This is a genomic window from Novosphingopyxis baekryungensis DSM 16222, from assembly GCF_000420305.1.
Taxonomy (GTDB): Bacteria; Pseudomonadota; Alphaproteobacteria; order Sphingomonadales; family Sphingomonadaceae; genus Novosphingopyxis; species Novosphingopyxis baekryungensis.
This window is the reverse complement of the sequence record NZ_ATUR01000005.1, coordinates 261276-280839: the sequence shown is the minus strand read 5'-3', so window position 1 is coordinate 280839 and position 19564 is coordinate 261276. Positions and strand designations below refer to the sequence as shown.

The 19564-nt window shown below is 61.1% G+C and carries 18 protein-coding genes; 16 read left to right on the top strand and 2 right to left on the bottom strand.

All coding sequences use genetic code 11. The features are described from left to right. Positions 1-16: 16 nt before the first annotated feature. Positions 17-1990: a ParB/RepB/Spo0J family partition protein gene (locus G410_RS0110530; RefSeq protein ID WP_022673621.1), complete on the top strand. Its 1974-nt coding sequence runs from the start codon at positions 17-19 to the stop codon at positions 1988-1990. A gap of 375 nt (positions 1991-2365) precedes the next feature. Here the strand turns inward: G410_RS0110530 and G410_RS0110525 are convergent, their stop codons facing one another. Then, entirely contained in the window at positions 2366-3250 is an 885-nt protein-coding gene (locus G410_RS0110525; RefSeq protein ID WP_022673620.1) for a BrxR family helix-turn-helix transcriptional regulator, read from the bottom strand. 130 nt (positions 3251-3380) lie between these two features. Here G410_RS0110525 and G410_RS0110520 point away from each other — a divergent pair, with 130 nt between their 5' ends. From G410_RS0110520 to G410_RS0110475, 10 genes are all read left to right on the top strand, one after another. After that, the gene (locus tag G410_RS0110520) at positions 3381-4328 is read left to right on the top strand and encodes a CBASS oligonucleotide cyclase (protein ID WP_022673619.1); all 948 of its coding nucleotides are present in this window, start codon (positions 3381-3383) and stop codon (positions 4326-4328) included. Then, positions 4328-4816 carry an HORMA-1 domain-containing protein gene (locus tag G410_RS0110515; protein ID WP_022673618.1) on the top strand — a complete coding sequence of 163 codons (489 nt, stop codon included), beginning with the start codon at positions 4328-4330 and terminating at the stop codon, positions 4814-4816. Before G410_RS0110520 ends, G410_RS0110515 begins: the two co-directional genes overlap by 1 nt. Then, positions 4816-5712 carry an AAA family ATPase gene (locus tag G410_RS0110510; RefSeq protein WP_022673617.1) on the top strand — a complete coding sequence of 299 codons (897 nt, stop codon included), beginning with the start codon at positions 4816-4818 and terminating at the stop codon, positions 5710-5712. The genes G410_RS0110515 and G410_RS0110510 overlap by 1 nt, the downstream gene beginning before the upstream one ends. Continuing rightward, positions 5712-6875 carry a hypothetical protein gene (locus G410_RS0110505; protein ID WP_022673616.1) on the top strand — a complete coding sequence of 388 codons (1164 nt, stop codon included), beginning with the start codon at positions 5712-5714 and terminating at the stop codon, positions 6873-6875. Before G410_RS0110510 ends, G410_RS0110505 begins: the two co-directional genes overlap by 1 nt. Continuing rightward, positions 6872-7423 (top strand): 3'-5' exonuclease, encoded by a 552-nt coding sequence (locus G410_RS0110500; protein ID WP_022673615.1) that lies wholly within the window; start codon positions 6872-6874, stop codon positions 7421-7423. Before G410_RS0110505 ends, G410_RS0110500 begins: the two co-directional genes overlap by 4 nt. 365 nt (positions 7424-7788) lie before the next feature. Then, positions 7789-8718: an ArdC family protein gene (locus tag G410_RS0110495; protein ID WP_022673614.1), complete on the top strand. Its 930-nt coding sequence runs from the start codon at positions 7789-7791 to the stop codon at positions 8716-8718. Between the two features lie 14 nt (positions 8719-8732). Beyond that, positions 8733-9173: a hypothetical protein gene (locus G410_RS0110490; protein ID WP_022673613.1), complete on the top strand. Its 441-nt coding sequence runs from the start codon at positions 8733-8735 to the stop codon at positions 9171-9173. Positions 9174-9392: 219 nt separating this feature from the next. Next, entirely contained in the window at positions 9393-10328 is a 936-nt protein-coding gene (locus G410_RS0110485) for a DUF2493 domain-containing protein (RefSeq protein ID WP_022673612.1), read from the top strand. 70 nt (positions 10329-10398) lie between these two features. Beyond that, positions 10399-10668, top strand: a complete 270-nt coding sequence (locus tag G410_RS0110480; RefSeq protein WP_022673611.1) for a hypothetical protein — start codon at positions 10399-10401, stop codon at positions 10666-10668. Positions 10669-10937: 269 nt separating this feature from the next. Next, positions 10938-11336, top strand: a complete 399-nt coding sequence (locus tag G410_RS0110475; protein ID WP_022673610.1) for a single-stranded DNA-binding protein — start codon at positions 10938-10940, stop codon at positions 11334-11336. Positions 11337-11402: 66 nt separating this feature from the next. Here G410_RS0110475 and G410_RS0110470 read toward each other — a convergent pair whose 3' ends face one another. Continuing rightward, positions 11403-11669: a DUF6437 family protein gene (locus G410_RS0110470; protein WP_022673609.1), complete on the bottom strand. Its 267-nt coding sequence runs from the start codon at positions 11667-11669 to the stop codon at positions 11403-11405. 343 nt (positions 11670-12012) lie between these two features. Between G410_RS0110470 and G410_RS0110465 the strand changes: the two genes are divergently transcribed. The 5 genes from G410_RS0110465 to G410_RS0110445 all read left to right on the top strand — a co-directional run bounded on the left by G410_RS0110465 (position 12013) and on the right by G410_RS0110445 (position 19564). Further along, positions 12013-12234 carry a hypothetical protein gene (locus G410_RS0110465; protein WP_028971350.1) on the top strand — a complete coding sequence of 74 codons (222 nt, stop codon included), beginning with the start codon at positions 12013-12015 and terminating at the stop codon, positions 12232-12234. Between the two features lie 730 nt (positions 12235-12964). Beyond that, on the top strand, positions 12965-13297 hold the full coding sequence (locus G410_RS17745) for a hypothetical protein (protein ID WP_084489130.1): 333 nt from the start codon (positions 12965-12967) through the stop codon (positions 13295-13297). Continuing rightward, positions 13287-15599: a type IV secretion system DNA-binding domain-containing protein gene (locus G410_RS0110455; RefSeq protein ID WP_022673607.1), complete on the top strand. Its 2313-nt coding sequence runs from the start codon at positions 13287-13289 to the stop codon at positions 15597-15599. Before G410_RS17745 ends, G410_RS0110455 begins: the two co-directional genes overlap by 11 nt. Positions 15600-15658: 59 nt before the next feature. Beyond that, on the top strand, positions 15659-18583 hold the full coding sequence (gene mobF / locus G410_RS0110450) for a MobF family relaxase (protein ID WP_022673606.1): 2925 nt from the start codon (positions 15659-15661) through the stop codon (positions 18581-18583). Positions 18584-18655: 72 nt separating this feature from the next. Next, positions 18656-19564 carry an HNH endonuclease gene (locus G410_RS0110445; protein WP_028971349.1) on the top strand — a complete coding sequence of 303 codons (909 nt, stop codon included), beginning with the start codon at positions 18656-18658 and terminating at the stop codon, positions 19562-19564.

The following is a 19564-nucleotide window of genomic DNA, read 5'->3' as shown; positions in this document are numbered from 1 at the left end:
CATCAGGAGAACACCCATGATCCAGTCGATTCCCTTGAAGAAGCTCGTCCCGAGCCCGCGCAACGTTCGCAAGTCGAGCGACGTGCTGGCCGACCTCCAGCTGCGGTCAGACATTGCTGCGCGCGGCCTGCTGCAGAACCTCGTCGTGCGCAAAGGAAAGCGCGGCAAGTTCGAGGTCGAGGCCGGCGGTCGCCGTCTCGCCGCGCTGCAGGCGCTGGCTGAAGAGGGCACATTGCCCGACAACCACGAGGTCACCTGCCTCGTCATCGAAGGCGAAGAAAGCGAAGTGCGCGAGGCCAGTCTTGCCGAGAACTTCCAGCGCCTCGCGATGAATCCGGCCGACGAGGCGCAGGCTTTCGCGGCGATCATCGAGGCAGGCGCTACCACCGAAGACGTGGCGCGCCGCTTCGGCCTCACTGTCCGGTTCGTCGAAGGGCGCCTGCGTTTGGCAAGTCTAGCACCCTGCGTCTTCGAAGCGCTCGCCGAAGGCACGATCACGCTCGACATGGCCAAGGCCTACGGCGCGATTTCCGACGTGGAGCGCCAGGCGCATGTCTATGCCGAACTGCAGGACGCCTGGTACCAGATCACGCCCGACACGATCCGCCGCATGGTGCTCGACGCCACGGTGCGTGGTTCCGATCCGCGTGCCGTGCTCATCGGACGCGATGCCTACCTCGCCGCAGGCGGCAGGATCGAGCGCGAACTGTTCGACGATGATGCCAGCGAGAGCTGGATCGATGTCGCGCTGCTCGAGGACCTCGCGCACAAGGCCATGGACGAAGCCGCAGAAAAGACCGCCCTCGAATATGGCCTTGCCTGGGTTCGGCTGACCCTTGGCAATTACGTCAGCCCCGACCTTGTTGAAGGTCTCGGTCGCTTGCCCTGCGAGCCTGCGCCAATGACCGAGCAGGAAGCGCAGGAGCTCGGCGAACTCGAGGCTGACTACGACCGCGTAGCTGCCGTGCTTGAAGATGAAGACAGCGAGGAGGATGAGGTCGCAAAGGCCGAGAAGGAACTGGTGGTGATCGACCGCGCCATGCGCGCGCTCAATGACCGGCCGCCGGTACTCGCTGACGAACTGAAACCGGAGGCCGGCGCCTTCCTCGTCCTCTCGCGCAATGGCGAGCCGACCTTGGTCCCACAGTTCTACACCGAGACCGAGGTCATCGCTGACGAAGGTGTGGTCGAGGCCATTGAAGAGAACGGTCCGGCGAAGCCCAAGGAAAGCTCTTTGTCGCAGCGCCTGCTTGACGAGCTCGCGATGCAACGCCGCGATATCCTGGCCATCCATCTGGCCAACGATCCGGCACTGGCGCTCGACTTCATGGTCTTCACCCTTGCCGATGCCGATGGGCACGACTGGCGCGCCAAGAAGGCGTCGACGCTGGTCGGCTCGGTGGCTTCCGGGCCGGTCACCGGGTTCGAAGCCAAGGACGCACCGGCGAGCGCTGCCCTGGCCGAGTTCGCCGGGTCGCTCGACGAAAGCTGGCTTGCTGGCGAAAGCGACGTGGAGCGGTTTGCCAGGTTTCGGGCGCTGTCCGACGAGGCGCGTTCGGCCTGGCTCGGCCATGTCGTCTCGCGCACGCTTATCGCGAGCCTTGCCTGCGAAGGCGCGCGCTCGGTGCCGCTGCACGAAGCACTCGGCTCACTGCTCGACATTGAGACCGCGCATTGGTGGCGTCCCACGGCGGCAAATTACTTTGACCGGGTGGCCAAGGCCCGCACGCTCGAAGCGCTCGATGCCGCCGGCGGTCCCGAACTGGTCAGTCGCTATGCCGCCTCGAAGAAGGCCGAGCTTGCGAGTGCAGCCGAGCGCATCTTCTCCGGCAACTTCATTGGCGAGCCCGAGGTCAAGGAACGGGCGCAGGCTTGGGTTCCGCGGATCATGCGTTTCGCCGGTTCTGAAGGAGCCGAACTGGCGGACCACGGAGGCAACGAGGCGGTCAACGCCGAAGCAACTGACGAAATTGCCGAGCAGGCTGCCTGACCCCTCCTGACAGGTCCAGGTCACTCGGCGGGCGGTCCGTCCCAATCGGGACGGGCCGCCCTTTCCATGCCAGATACTCGGCAGAAAACGATCAGTCCGCGTATGGATAAAAAGGCAAGAGCAGACCTTGCAATGCTGGTAATCGACTTAGGCTGACGGTGGATGGCTGATCGCTCCAAAGGGAGCGGTCAGGCGCGAGACGTCGTTGCTCTTCATACAGCCGCATAATTCTCCACAGCCCGCTGGGTGGATTCGCCTTCTAACGCCGAAGATGCCCGAGCAGCTGCAACGAAAGGCAGATCCAAAGCTGCCCAGCCGACCAAGGCTTGAAGCAAAGAAGAGTAGGCTGGTAGCTCGGCAAAAGCGCCGACTTGCTTAGAGCGAAAAGTCCGCTCTGCCGAGAGCTGCTTCGGTCGCCTCCCGATTGGCAACAATTATATGCTGACTACGAGCGGGCTTCTCTTCTGGAGAGTCCAGAAGACCGAGCCGCTTGAGTACATAGAAGAGCATCGCAAACCGGACCGGGAGCCGCGCAATGCCATCGACCATGCCATAGTCCCTTTCGACGATCGCACGCTGCGCAGCAGCGAGATTAGGATGGGGAGCGATTTCAACCTCGAACCTCTCCTGCCAGAGGTGATCGTACTCTCCGGTAACTCCGCCTTTCCCCGGATCCCGAGCCTTGAGAATGCGGGGGAGCAGGAAGTCCTTGAACTTGTCGGTTAGGTGACAATAGGCTCGGACGTGCCATCGGAAGCCGTCATAACCGAAGGCGTGCGGAGTGATCCGGCGCCATATCGGCTTTGGGCGCTCCGCGCTCATCGACTGGTACAACACCTCCAAAGAGCCACCTACACGATGTGTATCGAGAACGGCCTTCAGGCAGCCTTCGTCGACCTGTCGTGCTGGCGTGAGCACGATATCAACTTCCGGGTGACTTCCGATCCAAGATTCACCTGGAGCAGTAAGTCCTTCGGCCAAGGACCGTAGGCGCAGTAGATATTCGTCAGGCCCATCCTGCATGAAGACCGGCTCGAAGGACGGCGAAGCCACATACCGCTTCGCGCTCGCATCGTAGATCGCGTTATTTGGCGCGCGCTTCTGGTATTCTGTCAGATCCTTCGAAGCCTGTGGCTCCGACACACCGAAGAGAGATCGGATGTCGCCGCGCCTCACACCTCCTTCCCAGCCTAGCCGAAACTCGATGAATTCCAGTCGCCTCTCCTCGCCCCAACGGAGACTGCGTTCTTCCTTCTGCATGACGATCCTCACATGGGAATAGAAAGTATATGGACAAAGTTAGTATGCTCGTATAGTTACTATCCCCATAACCGAATCATGTCAAACAGACCGGGCATTGGGGTGGCTCGGTTCAGGGAAGGAATGGGTGATGGCTCTTAATGATGCCCAGCTGCGGCGATATGACAGCAACGTGCTGCGTCTGCCGGCTGACACGCGAAAGGAATACCACGAACAGGTCGACCGACTGATCGACAACCTGTGTAAGAACGTGCGCAACAAGACCGAGATCAAGATTACGAAGGTGGTGAAGGCTGGGTCCTTCGCCAAGTTCACCATTCTCCGCCGTACGAGCGAAGACCCGGTTGATGTCGATGTGGTATTCTACATCGAGGGCAAGGATGCAGATGCCGAGAGCCTTGAGAGCCTCAGCTCGCAGATTCACGATCTTCTGGTCGACCAGTATCCAAACAAGTCGGTCGAGGACTTCAAGATCCAGCGCAAGGCGGCGACCGTCCAGTTCGTCGGGAGTGGTCTGGCCGTCGATATCGTGCCCGTCATAGAGGACGATACCCGTGACGGCTATGGCTGGCAGTTCGACCTTTCCGATGGTTCGAAGATGGAGACCTGCGCTCCATGCCAGATCAAGTTTGCCCGCGACCGTAAGAACGCCGACAAAGATTTCCGCACTCTGGTACGGATGGGCAAGCGGTGGCGCAATCGAGCCGAGATCAAGCTCAAGTCCTTCATGATCGAGCTGATCTTTGCATACCTGCTTGATCGCGACGGGCCGGAGGGAGGCATCGAACAGAAGTTCCGCGATTTCCTGCTCTACATTGCACAGAGCGGCTTGAAGGAGACCATTTCCTTTCCCGAGAACAGCGCGTTCTTCAGGCCGCAGTTCGATGATCCCGTGGTGATCCTGGACCCGGTCTGCAGCTCCAACAACGTCGCAAGCCGCGTCACCGAGGACGAGCGGCTCGAGATCGTCGCGGCTGCGCAGGAGGCCTGGGAAGCGGCCTACTTCGCCTCGACCGAAGATGATGATGAAGTCTGGAAGGAGATCTTCGGTCCCAAGTTCAACACGGAGGATGCGTGATGAACACCATCACCAAGACCGCCACCTATACCAAGGTGGACGTCGCGAGCGTTGTGCGCCGCTTCAAGACCGACCTGTTTATGATCGCCGACAGCACCGGTGCGATCACGCAGGACGAAGCTGCCGCCTACGCGCACGACGTCGAGGAACTCGCCCAGAATGGCTACCTTCATAAGGTCGATCTGACCCTCCTCTCCTACGGCGTTGAGCAGCGGGCGCTGTGCTATACAGTCGATACCGATGCGGGTTCTCTGACCTCCAGTCGCCCCGGGGGTGTCCTGTGGCCACGGCTCCCCTCTCCTTACCTCAGGATCGTGCTCTTCTATACGGCCGAGTACGACGATGATGCCCGCGAAGCGATGCGTAGCCGGCTGCATAACAGCTGGAGCCCGACCAGCGCCGACACCAGCCACTCCACGCTCAACAGCTCGGGTGGACGCGACTACAGCAGCAATGCCTACGGATTCCAGCGCAAGGATTGGACCTAGTGACCAAGACGACGATCTTCGATGCCGAGACCCTCGCTCCCGATCCCGGCCTTACCGAACGGGAAACAACTCTGCTCGGCTTTAACTTGCGCTACGAGAGGGTCAGCGACCAGCTGAATCTCCTTCTCAACAAGGGCGAGGTCGACAGTTGGAGCCGAGGAAAGCACGGCGGCGTCCTCCCCATCGCCAAGCTCGTGGCAGACCAGTATCCGTTGGTCGTCTTCCATGGCGACGTCGGGACCGGCAAGACCGCAATCGCGGAATGCATCGCCAATCGTCTTCTCAAGGAATCCCGCACCGAGGACGCTCTCATCTTCCGGCTTTCGAATCGGGTGCGCGGAAGTGGTCTTGTAGGGGAGATGGGCAGTTTGCTGGCGGAGGCCTTCGAGCGTGTTACCAAGGCTGTCGGAAGGAACCGCCGAGCAGTGCTGATCATCGACGAAGGGGACAGTATCGCTGCTTCGCGCTCGCAGGACCAAAGCCATCACGAGGACAAGGTCGCGGTTAACACGCTGATCCAGGGTATCGACGACATGAGGCGGCTGCAGGGCCGTGTGGCGGTCATCCTCTGCACCAATCGCCTTTCGGCTCTCGATCCCGCACTGCTTCGGCGCGCCGCGATCGTCGAAAAGTTCGAGCGACCATCCGAAGAGGCACGCCGCGAACTGCTGGAGATGGATCTCGCAGGTCTTAATCTCGGGGCTTCCGAGATCGAGGAACTCGTCAGTCTGAGCGGCCCGACCGATGATCGCCCCGGCTGGACCTTCTCCGACTTCCGGACGAGGTTCTATCCCAAGGCCGTCGCCAAGGCCTTTCCGAATTCGGCCCTTACGTTCGAGGGACTCAAGGCCGCCGCGCTGGAAACGAGCGCATCGCGAGTGATGGAGGACTGCTAATGCCACGCTCTCCTCTTTTCGGGCGCCGTATTCATATCGCTGGCAGCATCTCCGGAGACCCCGCGATCGCTGCGCCGGACAACGTCGCCGCGGCACAGGATCTGGTGCGCGGCCTGGTACTCTCGCTCATGCGGAAAGGTGCGAATTTCGTCGTCCCCGTTGACGCTGAACCCAAGCGAGATGACGGGCTTCCGCTCTGCTTCGACTGGATCATTTGGCAGGCAATCCTGGATGGGATGGCCAGTCGACCTGCAAACGTGCCGACACCGCTCGCTGTCGGTGTGCTGCACAACAAGACCGAAGAGCAGATCCCGGAAGAGAGGCTCGAACTGTGGGATGAACTGCGCGACGGCCCCAGAGTCCTCATCGAGAGCGCCGCCAAATGGAACATGGCCGCCAAGCGCATGGAAGCGCAGGCCCGGCATGGCGACATTCTGATCACTCTCGGCGGTGGAGAGGGTGTCCTCTATTTAGCTGAACTCTACCATGACAACGGAAGACCGGTGATCCCGCTCAACCTTCCCCTCGTAAAGGCAGATGAAGGGAGCCGGAGGCTCCATGATATCGCCCTGTCGAGCATCAGGAGCTCGGACTTCTTCCAGGTCGCAGAGGGCGGCAGCGCGCATGACTGGATGAACAGGATTCGCTTTCCTGCCCGCGCTCCGACCGATAGGCGGGTCGCGACCCTCGTCGATCTGCTGGAATCGCTCGAGAGGCCACGGGCCTTCGCGGTCAGGCTGCTCAATCCTGATCACGATGATTTCGGCGACGTAGACAGCTTCTTCGAAACAGTGGTTCAGCCCGTGGTTGAAGACGAACTGGGATTTCGGCTCACGGTGATCGATGGGCAGCAGGCCTATGAGCATGCGCGCATTGACCAGGAGATCTTCGAGAAGCTCCACCGGTCCGCACTAACGATCGCGGACCTCACCGGCAGCCGGCCCAATTGCTTCCTGGAACTCGGCTATTCGATGGGGCGCAATCTTCCTACGATCGTTACAGCGAGGGAAGGTTTCAATACGCCGTTCGACATCCAGACCTTCGCCGGACATCACTGGAAAGCGTCCGGGTCGGTAAAGGAGCGAAGGAAGGCTCTGCTCGACCATATTCAGGCCGTGAGGAACCGCCCACCTATGGTTTCGACGGCAGGGTTGATCACATGAGCGCGAACGAGATCTTCATATCGGTCGACATCGAGACCGCCGGACCAGTCCCCGGTGAGTTCAGCATGCTTACCATCGGCGCATGTGAAGCCTATCGCCCAGATCGAACCTTCGAATGCGCGCTCAAGCCTACGAGCCGGAACTTCGACGAAGACGCACTCCGGGTGACAGGACTTTCGCTCGAACGACTGGGGCGCGAAGGGCACGAATCCACAGAGGCGATGTCGATGTTCGCGGAGTGGGTCCACGGCCTCTGCAAAGAGGGCGGCACCCCGGTCTTCGTGGGGTTCAATGCGCCGTTCGACTGGTCGTTCGTGAACTACTATTTCCACCGCTACTGCGGAAGCAATCCGTTCGGTTTCGCCGCGCTCGACATCAAAGCGCTGTATATGGGAGCGACTGGATGCCGCTGGTCCGAAACTAGCTCCAGACAGATCGCGAAGAAGTTGAAGCCGCGATCATCCGGAGACCATAACGCCTTGCACGATGCGCTCTACCAAGCGGAGCTGTTTCGAGCCGTGCGCTCGATCGCGGCAGCCGCAAGATAAGACTAGGCGCCTTCTGGATGATCTAAAGCGGAAAAGTACCTGCAACAGGATCGACCAGCATTTACGTTCTATTGTCGGCGGTCTTGGACCGGCCTGCAAACGGGCCCACGCAGTGGGGTGATTGGCTTCATAAAGGACCCCGCGTTCTGATGTTCTGACGGACTGCCAGTGTGGCAGTAGGTCAATGGTGAATGCCTTCACGCCTGAATCGCAGGACAGCCACCACGACTTCCGCTTTCAAAAGATCGGAAATGAACGTTGATGACCAAGTTTGGGGCGCATGGCCTCGCCCCTAAAGGAGAGAGGAGGGAGCTTTGATCTTCCTGAGCCGGGGCATCTCCGTCCCGGCGATCAGGAGACCTCCCATGACCAAGTCCCGCCGCACTGCATCGACTTCGCCAGCCCAGCGCATCACTGCCGCAATTATTGAGAAGCTCGAGCAGGGAACAAAGCCCTGGGTAAAGCCGTGGCGCGGCGGGCCAGTCTTGCGGCCCTTGCGCTCCTGCGGGACGCCCTATCGCGGCATGAACACGTTCTGGTTGTGGATGGTGGCCGACGGCTGTGGCTACGGCTCGCCCTACTGGATGACCTATCGCCAGTGCCAGAAGCTCGGCGGACAGGTCCGCAAGGGTGAGAAGTCGACCATCGCGATTTTTTACAAGAGCTATACCAAGGAGGTCGAGACCGCCGGCGGCGAAGCTGACACCGAGAACCGGCGCGTGCTCAAGGCCTATTCCGTGTTCAACGCGGATCAGTGCGACGGCCTCCCCGAGTTCTATCATCCCAAGCCACTCATTGCCGCGCTTGAGCCCGAAGGACGCGAAGACCGCCTTGATGCCTTCTTTGCCCATATCGGCGCAGACCTACGTCACCACGGTGCGCAGGCATATTACGAACCGCTGCGCGACCGGGTCACCATGCCGCCAGCCGAACTCTTCGACGCCTACGACCAATACTATGCGACGCTCGCACACGAGCTGTCGCACTGGACGGGGCATTCCTCGCGGCTCGATCGCGATCTCAAGAACCGATTTGGCAGCGATGCCTATGCTGCCGAAGAACTGATCGCCGAGCTTTCCTCGGCCATTCTTGGAGCAGAACTGGGCCTTCCGGTCACCCATCTCGACCATCACGCCAGCTACATCGCATCCTGGCTCAAGATCCTCAAATCGGACGAGCGCGCGATCCTCACCGCTGCGGCCAAGGCCGAGGAAGCGGCCTGCCTGTTACTTGACCTTGGGGGTCACGAATCCCGTGAAAGCGAGAGCGATTTCGATCTCGCTGATGCGGCATGAACAGGGGACCGGATATGGGACGATCTGTCAGCTATCCGACCGGCTCCGTGGTGGCCTTTCGCTCGCTTGATGACGGCGAAGAGGACGATGTCGACTGGGCCTACGAGTGCCTCGTTGACGAGATCATCGATACCACGAAGGCAGCCTTCCCTTCCTTCGAGCGCTTCGATGGATGGCGCGGCCGCGAGGACCGTATCCTCCTGCGAAACGCCTTCGCCGATTGCGGCATATCGATCTATTGCGGCCTTGCCGCGATCTGGCTCGCTGAACGCGCCGATGCCCGGTACTGGGAGCACGACTTCTACAACCCACGAACGGCTAGGGCAGGGCACTGGCTTGGCCAGGTGTCGGGACGGTTCATCGACCTGTTCGGTGAACTGTGCATGGTCGGTCGGTTCTCGAATGGCGAAGCGATCTTCGAGCGCTCCCGATCCGCTTGCGCCACCGGGTCCTGATTCTGCCTCATCCCTGTCCGCCGGGAGAGGCCCTTGGGCCGGTCGGGGCGCGCCGCAACCTGCGGCCCGTCGGCCCGTGTTGCCCGCGCCTGCCTAGGGCCGCAGGTTTCCCGCTGCGCGGTGCGTCTTGCCCCATTTACCGGCCCTGATCGGGCTCCGGCGGACGGGACCGAGGCAATGGTGCCTCCTCTCTTTGTCCCCGCGATCAGGAGACACCCCATGTACGACAGCTTCATCGACCAATTGAACGGCCTCGACCTTTCAGGTCTCAGCATCAGGCCAGCCCCCTTCAACGAGACCGACTTTCCCTGCCAGGACGCGATCGACCAGACGCTTGGCGCCGTATGGTCCGACCTTTTCGCGATGTTTTCCGACACGGCCCTGGAGGCCGATGCTGAGGACATTGCCTGGGGCGTGGTCAATCTCTTTCACCGTGCTGCCAGCCGGAAGTCGGCTCAGCTTGACCGGGCCAGCGACGAGATCCGGGCCCTGCTCGCATCCGCCGATGGATCCGAAGTGCATTCGAGCAATCTCGAAGAGCAGGTCGAACGCGCGCAGGCCGCCGAAGCCAGCATGCTGGCCTTCGAGCAGATGCGCGAGGCTGCGGCAGCATTATACCGCGACGAGACCGGTTCCTCTTGGAAGCCCGTTTCGGGCTCGCGCACGAGTCATTCGCGGAACCTTACCTCGGCGGTGATCGATGCCCGCGATTTCCTTCGTGCACGCGCCGAGAACCGGCGTCACGCCTTTATCCCGGAAGGCACTCCAATCGTCTTTGCCGGTGGTCGCCAGAGCTTCGAGAGCGCCGAGAATGCGCGTGTCTATGCCGACAATATCTGGGCGACGCTCGACAAGGTTCGCGATGTAGTCCCCGATCTCTTCCTGGTCCACGGCGGTGACGGCAAGGGTGCCGACCGCCTGGCCGCGAGCTGGGCCGAACGCCGCGAAGTCCAGCAGCTGACTTACTCGCTCGATCGTCGGCTTGGTGCGCGCGCCGGGTTCAAGCGCAACGAGCAGATGCTTTCGCTCAATCCGCGTTACGTTGTCGCCTTTCCGGGCAATGGCGTGACCGAACGGCTGGTGATCGATGCCAAGGTACGACGGATCACCGTGGTCGATCGTCGCGGCCCCTTGGGCACCTCTCCCGGGTCCTGAGGGACCCTTCGTCATCCATATCCGAAATGCCTGGATGTGCATTCGGCACCGACCCGACTATGGACCGGTCATGCAACTTGACGATCTGCTGCAGCGCTACTTTGCCACCACCGACCTCTCCGGGGTTGCTCCCGACACCTTTGCGGCCGGCATCGAGCACTGCCGGGTCGATCTCGGTCTTGAGGAGGACCGGGGTAAGCGCTTTGCACTGTGGTCGTTCTTGCAGATGTTCGGGTCCGCCCCCGATCTCGATGTGGCGTTCGAGAACGAAGAAGATCGGGAAGCAGCCCGCAACTTCATGGATCTGCTGGCGGCATCGGAAGGCGAAGGCGAAGCCTGATTGGAAGTGCCGGTCACGGCACCTTCAGAACCGCACCCGATACCCATCCGGCTTTCTTCGCGAACAGTCCTGAACCAGGTCAGCTGAGGACAGCAACCCGTTCCTTTCCGGCCGTGTTGGCAGCTGCGCTGCCTGCCCGCACCACCCGTCATGAACAGGTTTCCCTTCGGCCTTTCAGGCCTCCGGTGCAGTCCTCCCATGCCCTGCTTCTTCTGGATGTTCGCAAGCCGGAGATGGTCTCCGGTTTGAGGAACTGAAGGACTTACATCATGACCAATATCGCAATCCTCACTGGCCGCATCGCCCGCGATCCCGACACCCGCGAAACCAAGGGCGGCACCAATGTCACCGGGATCACCGTCGTCACCGATCGCCCCGCACGCGACAAGGACGGCAAGACCTACAAGGACGAGAACGGCTACACCGCCAAGGAAAGCGAGTTCCACCGGGTGACCTGCTTCAATGGCCTTGCCAAGACCGTCGGCCAGTACTGCTCCAAAGGCCAGCTGGTATCGGTCCAGGGCCGCATCCACTACACCCAGTGGGAAGACAAGGACGGGGTCACGCGCTACGGCACCGAGATCCTCGCAGACAAGGTCGACTTCCTCTCGCGCGGCAACGGCTCGGGCGAGAACGACGACAACAAGGATGCTCCCGAGATCGACTGACATCGATCCCGAACGTCCCCTTACGAAGAGGCCCTGCCGCAAGCGGTAGGGCCTCTTCTTCTGTGGTTACTGGGTTCCCGGCGCTGCATTCGAAGCACGGGTTGAACCGCGCGCCGTCAGTTTCTCGATCGCGGCATCCTCGCCGAGTTTCCCGAGTTCTTCGGCAACCTTCCTCAGGCCCTTCTTCGAGAAGCTTTCGAGGCCGCTTCCCAGGATGATTTCGCCGAGTTCTCTGGCCGCTTGCACTTCAAGTTCGCGTTGTTTGGCGTCGAGCGCCTCGCGGTCCGCTTCGAGCTTTTGCAGGGCTGCAATCGCGCTCCTGTTTCGGGGCATGTTTCTTGTCCATTTATCCCCCTCGGATCTGCTCCCCGGTTGTTTCTATGCCCGCGTCTCCGGGGTGTAGGAAAGGCAATTCGCACGCAGCAGATGTTTGATATTGGGCGGAGGTGGTGGGTTCTTGCTCACGGTTCTCCCAGCATGATGGCCTTGCGCCTCCCGCCTCAAGGACGGCGGGGCCCCACCATTTTGCCCGCCACCGAATTGCATCCGGCAGCGAACAAAATCGTTACCCCCACCGCCGCTATCGCGGTCGCCCATTCGGGCGATCCCTGACCCGGGATGCACAAGACCATCGCGCACCTCCTGTCGTCTCACGACAGAAATCAGGAGGATTATCATGGCTTATTCAATGCATTGCGCCGTTGCGTCCCGGAGCTATTTCGAGGCTCTGGAAACAGCCGAGAAGAGAGCACTGCACAGCTTCTTCGATCAGCACGTTATCGAGGATGACGAACTCGGGTACTTCGCCCTCGACGAGGGTGACTACAACATCTTGCCAGCACATCTCGCAGCGCGGGTGGTCCACACGATTCACGGCGGCATGCTCGACGAGTTCTGAGACTATCGACAGGGCGGGAACCGGGAACGGTTCCGGCCCTTTTTTCTTGTTCGCCGGGTAGTCCAATCAAGCACAAGAATCCGGTTCGGTCGCTTGCTCTGACGGTCGCCCACCGCAATGCGGCGGCGCCCGACAAATGGAGCGGGGCTGTGGACGCACTCTGTCCCGCGCATCTTGCGATGCGCTCCTGAGGGTGCGGCGTAATGTGTTCTTGGGCCCCGCGCGCACTTGCGAACCGGCAACGGGTCGGGCGGCGGGAAGCTGGGCACGCGACATGCCCCGTTTGCCTTGCTTCCCACGCGCCCTTGGCCGCTGCCTTTTTCGCAGGTGCTGTCTTTGGCGGGAGGCGTCGAACTGCTTTCTATCTGCACGCGATCAGCTGCCAGGCCTGGTTGCTCGCGCTCCAACGTGGAGGTCGGGAAAGGTCGTCCTTGATCAATCCCCCTCACTGCCTGGACCACCTCGCGCACTTGGGAACAAGGGAGCACACCCTACCCCGCGATTTCGGGATTTATCTCTCTGTTATTGCTGAAGAATGTGGTTTTGGGCGGAATCAACCCGTCTGCGAGTTGAGCGGCTTTGCGCTGATCCGCAGACAACTCACATCTCCCTATCACTCTGAAACATCGTCTGAATCTTTCGATTGACTGCGAGTTGTTCACGATTTATTCTCATCAGCACCTTCCGCAAGGTGAGCCAGGTTCCGTCGGCCCGACAAGGAACCTGTTTCATGACCCGACAAGATCGGCTTCAGACATTCGTATCTCTCTCCGTTGGTAACTGGGTTCGCCAGTGTGCCGCGGACCATGGCGTCAGTGTCAGCGTCTTTATTCGTGACCTCATTGTTGCAGCGTGGCAGCGCGATAACGAGGCGAAAGAACGCCCCGCAGGGCTCGATCCCGCGCGCCAGGCAATCTTCATTTCGGTGGCGCTCGATGCGCTTCTGGCCAGCCATTCTGACGCGAGTTTGCGCGACCGTACTCACGAGGCGTACCGGCGACGCCTCGAGCGTCTTGGCCTCCCCGTCACCGCAAACATGGGAGGCCATTCCCATGAAGCATAATCTCCTAAACTTCACCCGCGGGAGCCAACTGCTCGGCCACTTCGGTTTCATGTTTGCAGCGGGGCTGAAGGGTCCTTTGATTGTCACAGGTCTTGTTGCGGTCGGCACCTGCTATTGGGAAGTGCGGTCGGCTCTGAGTGATCACCAGATCTACCTGGTCTGGATGCACATCTACGCCAGTCTCTATGCCTTCATGGAGTTCGATCCGGCCAAACTGGTCAACCTTGAATTGCTTGACGGCGAAAGGGTCGGCCTGCCGTTTGGCATCGTTCGCGAGTTCCCGCCGATGCGCGAGGCAGTCGAGGCGTTTCGTACGGCAGTTAAGCAGGGATTGCTGGTCTCAGCCGTACTGCTCATCCCGGCCTTCGTGTTCTTCTGGTGGTTCGCCGAGCGCTTTGGCGGGCGGTCGAAAGAGCGCAAGCATGAGCGCGGCGCAATGCTTGTTTCGCTCGACGAACTCGAAGAAGAAATCGAGCGTCACAACAAGGTATTCCGGGCCGAGGAATTGGGACGCAAGTTCGGCTGGAAGTGGCGGCTTGCGAGCTCGTCGGCGCTCGCCGAAGCGGGCCATTATCAACCTGCACATCTCGCTGGCGTGAGCTGGCCGTGGCGGCTCGAGCAAAGCCACACCATGCTCATTGGCACGACCGGAACCGGCAAGACCGTGGCGCTTACCGAACTTGTTGCAGAAGCACGTGAACGCGGCCAGCGCGCGGTCATTTTCGACCTGACAGGGGCCTTTATCGAAGCCTTCTACGATCCCGCGCGCGACATCATTCTCAATCCTGTCGATGTTCGGTGTCCGCTGTGGAGCGTGTTCAACGACTGTACGACGGAAGCTGAGTTTCATGCCGCCGCTGAAGCACTCGTGCCCCATGACGGGGGTGGTTCCGAACAGTTCTGGGTGCTCGCGGCGCGCATGCTGTTCGTCGAGATGTGTCTTCATCTTGCCCGTACCGGCACGGCAACCAACGAGGCCTTGGCACGGCGGCTGATGACCGCTGACCTGTCCGAAGTGCACAAGCTGATGCGCGGCACCATGGCCGATCCGCTGACCGCTCCGGAAGCGGCCCGCATGGCGGAATCGATTCGCGCTGTGTTCAATGCAAATGCGAAAGTGCTCAAGCTTTTGCCCTCATCCGGACCGCGCTTTTCGGTCCGCGACTGGGTCAAAGGCGACTGCCAGGCGGGCTCGATCCTGTTCCTCTCTGCCCGCTATGTCGACATGAGCATCTCCTCGCAATTGCTGACGCTGTGGCTCGACACGGCGATGAATACGCTGATGACGCTCGAGCGCACACAGGACCTGCGGATGTGGTTTCTGATCGACGAACTCGGCGCCCTTCACCGACTACCGGCCCTCGAAAAGGGGCTGCAAACCGCGCGCAACTTCGGCGGTGCGATCGTCACCGGGGTGCATGCGTTTGCCAAGCTCAAAGAAGTCTACGGCGAGAACATGGCTATGACATTGTCCTCGCTTGCGCGCACCAAGCTCATCCTGGCGACGGCCGATCGCGAAACGGCGACCTGGTGCTCCGATTTCATCGGTCACCGGCAGGTGCGCGACATGGAAGAGGGCTACAGCTACGGGTACAACAATGCGCGCGATGCAGTCAGCCTGACGCCCAGGCGGCAGATCGAGCCGTTGCTCCTGCCCGACCAGTTCATGAACCTTCCGCGACTGTCGGCCTACATCAAGTTTCCCGACGGATTCCCCGCTGCGCCGGTATCGCTCATTCCGCGCACGCGTGGTCGTATCACCGAGGGTTTCATCGCCCGCGATAAGCCGCTCACACAGCCTGGCCAGGGTCCTGCGGCGACGACGCTCCAGGCAAAACCGGGTTCGAAACCGAGTGATGGGCATCCTGCGTCGAACGACGACGGTGCCGGTAAGCCTGTCGATTCAAAGCAGCTCAAACTCGACCTGGAAGGACAGCGCCGTGTCGCCGATGAACGGCAGGATCGGCAGGAGCCTGTCCAGCATGAGAAGCTGGACGCAGGGCGCGCTGCTGGTGATTTAGGGGCAATAGCCCGCTCAGATGCTCATCTGGATGCGGGTCCAACGCTACCTCTCGCCGCCGTGCGAACCGGTGAGGATGCACCAGCAACGGGCGCGGAACAGCTTCCGTGCGAACCAGGAACCGCCGGCGATAAGGCAGGTGGAAAGGGCGGTTCGACCCCACGAGGCCGTGCGGCGGATAACGGTCGCCAGCCTCTCACACCGGTCGAAAAAGACCTGCGTGAAGGTGCGGTCGCAGATCCTCCGGAAAAGGATTTCGGCGAGTTCGAGCCCGACATGTGAAAGGCAAATGGGGAGGGATTACCTGGCCGCGAGGGGAGCCGTGACGAGGACCAGACAGGATGCTTTCCGTCGCCAATGTGCGCTCCCCTTCGGCTGCTGCGAGCTATTTCGCGGCAGACAATTACTACACCGGCGCCGATGCCGATCGTTCCGGAACCTGGGTCGGGAAGGGAGCGGAACGACTTGGCCTTGAGGGCCGCATCAGCGCCGAGCAGTTCGATGCCTTGCTGCGGGGAGAACTCCCCGGCGGTATCCAGGTCGGCAATGCGGGCCAGGCCAACAGGCCTGGAACCGACCTCACATTCTCACTCCCGAAGAGCTGGTCTCTTCTCGCGCTGGTGGGCGGCGACCACCGGATTATCGATGCCTATCGCGAGGCCGTCACCGAGACCTTGCGCTGGGCAGAAAAGAACGCGGCGCAGACCCGGATGGGCAGTCTGGCTGGCTACGGGAAGGTCGCGACAGATAATCTGACGATTGGTCTTTTCCAGCACGACACCAACCGCAACCAGGAGCCGAACCTGCATTTTCATGCGGTCGTGGCAAATGTCACGCAAGGCAGCGACGGGAAGTGGCGCGCGCTTCGCAATGACAAGCTTTGGTCGTTCAACACCCTGCTCAACTCGATGACCATGGCGCGCTTTCGTCTGGCGGTCGAGAAGATGGGCTACGAGGCCGGGCCGGTTGGAAAGCATGGCAACTTCGAAGCAGCGGGCATTGCCCGCGAGCAGGTCATGGCCTTTTCAACGCGGCGCGAAGAAGTCCTCGAGACGGTACGCCAGCTGGGTGAGAACACCCCGAAAACCCGCGACATTGCTGTGCTCGATACGAGGAAAAGCAAGGCGCTCGTCAGGGACCGGGAAGGCCTTCTCGATGCTTGGCGGCAGAAAGCCCAGGAAGTCGGGATTGACCTTGCCGGTTTGATCGATGCGTCGCAGATGCGGGCTGCAACGAAGGACATTCCCAGCTCCAAAGAAGGGAGCCTTCTGCAGCGTGGAATTGCGAAGCTGAGAGAGTTCGCGCGGCGGATCAAGGGCGATCCGGCGGATCCCCTGATCCCTGCCCATGTCCTCAAGCAAGATGCACCGACCATTGCGGCAGCGCAGGCCGTTGCTTCCGCGGTGCGTCATCTCTCGCAGCGCGAGGCAGCCTTCCCCCGTGAGGGATTGCTGAAAGCGGCGCTCGATTTTGGGCTTCCGACGACGGTGGACCACGTCGAAACCCGCGTAAACGCACTGGTCAGAAACGGTGCACTCGAGCCCGGTAATGGCGAACACAAAGGCTGGCTCGCGAGCCGGGAGGCGCTGGACCTTGAAAGCACCATTCTCGCGAATGTCGACCAGGGACGTGGCGCGGTGTCGCCCATCCTGGATCGATCGGTCGCCGCAGAACGGGTTCAGGCTGTTGCCGCGCTCAACCACGGAATTTCGCTCAACGAAGGACAGGAGAATGCGGCGAGCCTTGTGCTCTCATCGCGTGACCGGATCGTAGCGATCCAGGGCATAGCCGGGGCGGGCAAGAGCAGCGTAATGACGCCGGTCGCCCAGCTGTTCCGCGAGGAAGGCAAGCAGGTGCTGGGGCTCGCGGTGCAGAACACGCTCGTCCAGATGCTCGAGCGCGACACCGGCATCCGTTCGATGACCATCGCCCGCTTTCTCGCGCAATGGGGCAGGCTTCTGCACGAGCCGGGAAATGCCACGTTGCTGAGTGAGGCTCGGAGCGCGCTCGGAGACCATGTCCTGGTGCTCGACGAGACCTCGATGGTGTCTAACGAGGACAAGGCCAAGCTGGTACGGCTGGCAAACCTAGCCGAAGTCCATCGTCTGGTTCTCGTCGGCGACAAGCGACAGCTGGGCGCCGTCGACGCCGGTAAGCCCTTCGACCTCGTCCAACAGGCCGGGATCGAGCGCGCCAACATGGATGTGAATTTGCGCGGCCGCGATCCCGTCCTGCGGCGAGCCCAGGCCGCCGCGCAGGAGGGACGCATCGACGATGCGCTCCAGGCTCTTGCGCCTTCAACCATCGAGGCTCGCGGGGACAGTGCGATTGTTGCTGCCGAGCAATGGCTTTCGCTCAGCCCGGCGGATCGAGATCGCACGTCGATCTACGCGTCGGGACGGGCCTTACGGTCTGCGGTTAACGAGGCTGTCCAGCGCGGACTCAAGGCCAACGGCGAGCTCGGCCCACGATCGGGCCGGCTGAGCGTTCATTCGCGGGTAAATGTGACACGCGAGGAGTTGCGATACCTTCGCGCATATCAGCCGGGCATGGTCCTCAACTTTCGCTCGCGCGACAGCACTCAGAAGTTCTCCAAGGGCGACTACATCGTCAAAACCATCGACCATGCGCGCAAACAGCTCGTGCTTGAGGACAGGAAGGGGGCGCTTCGCAGGTTCAATCCCGCGCGCTTGCGGCCAGGCGCAGACGATAGTCGGCTGTCGCTCTTCGAACGCAAATCGCTGTCCATCATTGAGGGTGACAAGATCCGTTGGACCGACAACGACCACAAGCGTGGGCTGTTCAACGCCGACCGCGCGAGGATCGTGGCCATCGACACAAAGGGCGTCTTGGTGGAGACATCAGCGGGGAAGGAGCTCCGCATGAGCCGCGGCGACCCCATGCTCAAACGCATGGACCTCGCCTATGCCCTCAATGCGCATATGGCGCAGGGACTGACCTCGGATCGCGGGATCGCAGTGATGGACAGCCGCGAACGCAATCTCGCCAATCGGCAGACCTTCCTGGTCACGGTCACCCGGCTTCGCGACGGCCTTACGCTGATTGCAGATAATGCCGAGAAACTCGGCCGGGCTATCAAGTCCAACAGCGGCGAGAAAGCATCGGCCCTCGAAGTAACGCAAAGGCTCAAAGCCGCAGCTGCCAAAGGCCTTTCGCAAGACAAGGATGTCGGCAGCGCTTCGCCTGCAAGTGACAAACCCGAACTCACAAAGGAAAGGGTAAAGCCTTTCGAAATCGGCATTTGATCACCGACAGCCTGGACGATTTCAGCGTTACCAGGCACGATACGTTTTCGAGAGAAGTGCGGAGCGTTGCCGGTGAAGGGTGTTTTCGAGATCAGCGGCAATTCGCGCTACGACGACCTCATCACCGAGCGGTATCATTTCCCCTCGCAATATCTTCCTCAGGCTCGCCAGCTCGAGAACGACTGGATCCTTTACCGCGAAACCCGCGTATCGGGCGGCCGGATGGCCTACATCGCGACGGCTTTCGTTGAGCGGATCGATCCCGATGAGGCTGATCCAACCCATTACTATGCGCGCGTCAGGGACTATCTACCCTTCGATGATGCGGTCTCCTACCGCGACAACGACGGACGCTTCGCCGAACGCTTCCTGCGCGAGATGGCCCGTCCTGGCGATGCCGGAAGGACGCTGCGCGGCAAATCGGTACGCACACTCGATGGTGATGATTTCGTTGCCATCGTCAATCAGGGCTTGAGCGAGACGCTCGACCCTGACAACCGGATCAGGCTCGAGCTCGACGAGCGGTACATCGACGATGCAACCGCCGCGCTCCTTGCCGATGATTTTGGCGAACGCCGGATCGAGCAGATCCTGGTGAACAAGAAAATCCGGGCCGCCAGTTTCCGCAATCAGGTTCTTGACGCTTATGACAGCACCTGCGCCGTCACGGGATTGCGGATCATCAATGGTGGCGGGAAAGCCGAAGCACAGGCGGCCCATATCTGGTCCGTCGCCGATGGCGGACCCGACGTCGTACCCAACGGCGTGGCACTCTCGGCTACGGCCCATTGGCTGTTCGACCGACATCTCATCACATTCGACGACAACCTGTGCCTGCTCGTATCGCACAACAAGGTGCCGTCCGACCTGTTGAAGCTCTTCCCGCCCTCAGGACAGAAGATCAGGCTTCCGGTCGATCCGAGGGATCACCCACGGCCGGACTTTGTCGCCAAGCATCGCGCGCGCTTCGCCGGTTTCTGA

What these genes read in the sequence shown, in the direction of transcription:
- G410_RS0110530 (WP_022673621.1), top strand. Translation starts at nt 17, where the DNA reads ATGATCCAGTCGATTCCCTTGAAGAAGCTCGTCCCGAGCCCGCGCAAC.
- G410_RS0110525 (WP_022673620.1), bottom strand. Translation starts at nt 3,250, where the DNA reads ATGCAGAAGGAAGAACGCAGTCTCCGTTGGGGCGAGGAGAGGCGACTG.
- G410_RS0110520 (WP_022673619.1), top strand. Translation starts at nt 3,381, where the DNA reads ATGGCTCTTAATGATGCCCAGCTGCGGCGATATGACAGCAACGTGCTG.
- G410_RS0110515 (WP_022673618.1), top strand. Translation starts at nt 4,328, where the DNA reads ATGAACACCATCACCAAGACCGCCACCTATACCAAGGTGGACGTCGCG.
- G410_RS0110505 (WP_022673616.1), top strand. Translation starts at nt 5,712, where the DNA reads ATGCCACGCTCTCCTCTTTTCGGGCGCCGTATTCATATCGCTGGCAGC.
- G410_RS0110500 (WP_022673615.1), top strand. Translation starts at nt 6,872, where the DNA reads ATGAGCGCGAACGAGATCTTCATATCGGTCGACATCGAGACCGCCGGA.
- G410_RS0110495 (WP_022673614.1), top strand. Translation starts at nt 7,789, where the DNA reads ATGACCAAGTCCCGCCGCACTGCATCGACTTCGCCAGCCCAGCGCATC.
- G410_RS0110490 (WP_022673613.1), top strand. Translation starts at nt 8,733, where the DNA reads ATGGGACGATCTGTCAGCTATCCGACCGGCTCCGTGGTGGCCTTTCGC.
- G410_RS0110485 (WP_022673612.1), top strand. Translation starts at nt 9,393, where the DNA reads ATGTACGACAGCTTCATCGACCAATTGAACGGCCTCGACCTTTCAGGT.
- G410_RS0110480 (WP_022673611.1), top strand. Translation starts at nt 10,399, where the DNA reads ATGCAACTTGACGATCTGCTGCAGCGCTACTTTGCCACCACCGACCTC.
- G410_RS0110475 (WP_022673610.1), top strand. Translation starts at nt 10,938, where the DNA reads ATGACCAATATCGCAATCCTCACTGGCCGCATCGCCCGCGATCCCGAC.
- G410_RS0110470 (WP_022673609.1), bottom strand. Translation starts at nt 11,669, where the DNA reads ATGCCCCGAAACAGGAGCGCGATTGCAGCCCTGCAAAAGCTCGAAGCG.
- G410_RS0110465 (WP_028971350.1), top strand. Translation starts at nt 12,013, where the DNA reads ATGGCTTATTCAATGCATTGCGCCGTTGCGTCCCGGAGCTATTTCGAG.
- G410_RS17745 (WP_084489130.1), top strand. Translation starts at nt 12,965, where the DNA reads ATGACCCGACAAGATCGGCTTCAGACATTCGTATCTCTCTCCGTTGGT.
- G410_RS0110455 (WP_022673607.1), top strand. Translation starts at nt 13,287, where the DNA reads ATGAAGCATAATCTCCTAAACTTCACCCGCGGGAGCCAACTGCTCGGC.
- mobF (WP_022673606.1), top strand. Translation starts at nt 15,659, where the DNA reads ATGCTTTCCGTCGCCAATGTGCGCTCCCCTTCGGCTGCTGCGAGCTAT.